Source organism: Streptomyces sp. NRRL S-350 (genome assembly GCF_000719705.1).
In the GTDB taxonomy this organism is placed as follows: Bacteria; Actinomycetota; Actinomycetes; order Streptomycetales; family Streptomycetaceae; genus Kitasatospora.
Genome location: NZ_JOHO01000157.1, coordinates 1 through 1,534, shown reverse-complemented (window position 1 = coordinate 1,534; position 1,534 = coordinate 1). Strand labels below are relative to the sequence as shown.

At 70.1% G+C, this 1,534-nt stretch carries 1 protein-coding gene; it reads left to right on the top strand.

From position 1 onward, the window contains the following. Positions 1–126 precede the first annotated feature (126 nt). A complete protein-coding gene (locus IF30_RS0140180) occupies positions 127–1,524 on the top strand; it encodes an NF041680 family putative transposase (protein WP_051712269.1) in 1,398 nt (465 codons plus the stop codon). The last annotated feature ends 10 nt before the right edge of the window (positions 1,525–1,534 follow it).

Genomic DNA, 1,534 nt, shown 5'->3' with positions numbered 1-1,534 from the left:
GCGGTTCTTCGCGAGACAGCAGAGGCGGCCGCCCCTCACGCTTCGAGATGTCGAGTAACGAAGCTGAAGGAACGGCCGCTGGTGACGAGTCTCCCTGTGCAGTTGCCCGCCGTCGAGCAGTGGGGCATGTTGTCCCGCTTTCGGATGGACTTCTACGAGTGCCTGTACACGCGCGCGGACGCGCTCTTCGAGCTCACCGACGCGCTGCTGTGCACGGACGGGCCGGTCAAGACGCTGGTGGACCTGTCGCTGGCGGCCGAGCACCGGCGTGGGCACGGCGCGATGTACGCCGCGCTGGACCGGGGCTGGCTCGAGCCCGCGCGACTGCGTCGCGCGCTGGCCGGCCTTCCGATCCCCCGCCTCGCCGACGGGCGCATCGCCCTGGCCGTCGATGTCTCGCACTGGCTCCGCCCCGACGCTCCCACCAGCGATGACCGCCTGTTCTGCCATGTCTACGGGCGCGGCCGGAGCGCGGACCAGCTGATCCCCGGCTGGCCCTACTCCTTCGTCGCCGCCTTGGAGAGCGGCCGCACCTCCTGGACCGCGCTGCTGGACGCGGTCCGGCTGGGACCGGCCGACGACGCCACCGCGGTGACCGCCGACCAACTTCGCGAGGTCACCGGCCGCCTGATCGAAGCCGGGCACTGGCAGTTGGGCGACCCGGACATCCTGCTCGTCATGGACGCCGGCTACGACGTCACCCGCCTGGCCCACCTCCTGTCCGACCTGCCTGTCGAACTCATCGGCCGACTGCGTTCGGACCGGGTCATGCTCCGCGATGCGGGCGAGCCCCGCTCCACCCCCAAGGGCGGACGCCCACGCAAGCACGGGACTGCCTTCACCTTCGCCAAACCCGAGTCCTGGCACGAGCCCGACGCCACTACCTGCACCGAGACCACCCGCTACGGCAAGGCCGAGACGAAGGCGTGGGACCGGATGCACCAGCGCCTGCAGAAGCGCGGGCCCTGGCTCGACCATGAAGGCGAAATCCCCATCACCCACGGCACGTTGGTCCGCCTCAAGGTCGATCACCTGCCCGGCGAACGCGAAGCGAAGCCGCTGTGGCTATGGTCCTCCGCCACCGGCATCGACACCGTCCATCTGGACCGAATCTGGCGCACTTTTCTGCGCAGATTCGACCTCGAGCACACCTTCCGCCTACTCAAGGGCACCCTCGGCTGGACGGCGCCGCACTTCCGCGCACCAGACACCGCCGATCTGTGGACCTGGCTGGTCATCGTCGCCCACACCCAGCTCCGCCTGGCCCGCCCGCTCGCCGCCGACCTGCGCCGCCCCTGGGAACGACCGCTTCCAGCAGCGAAGTTGACCCCGGCCCGGGTCCGCCGAGGGTTCCGCAACATCCGCGCGAAGGTCCTCACTCCGGCCCGGGTGCCGAAACCCTCTCACCCTGGCCCCGGACGGCCTCCGGGTTCGAAGAACCGCAAGCCGGCGCCCCGCCACGACGTGGGCAAGACCGTCAAACGCGAACCCACGCTCCAGGCCCACCTCGCCGCGCGAGGTTAAAGATCAAGCT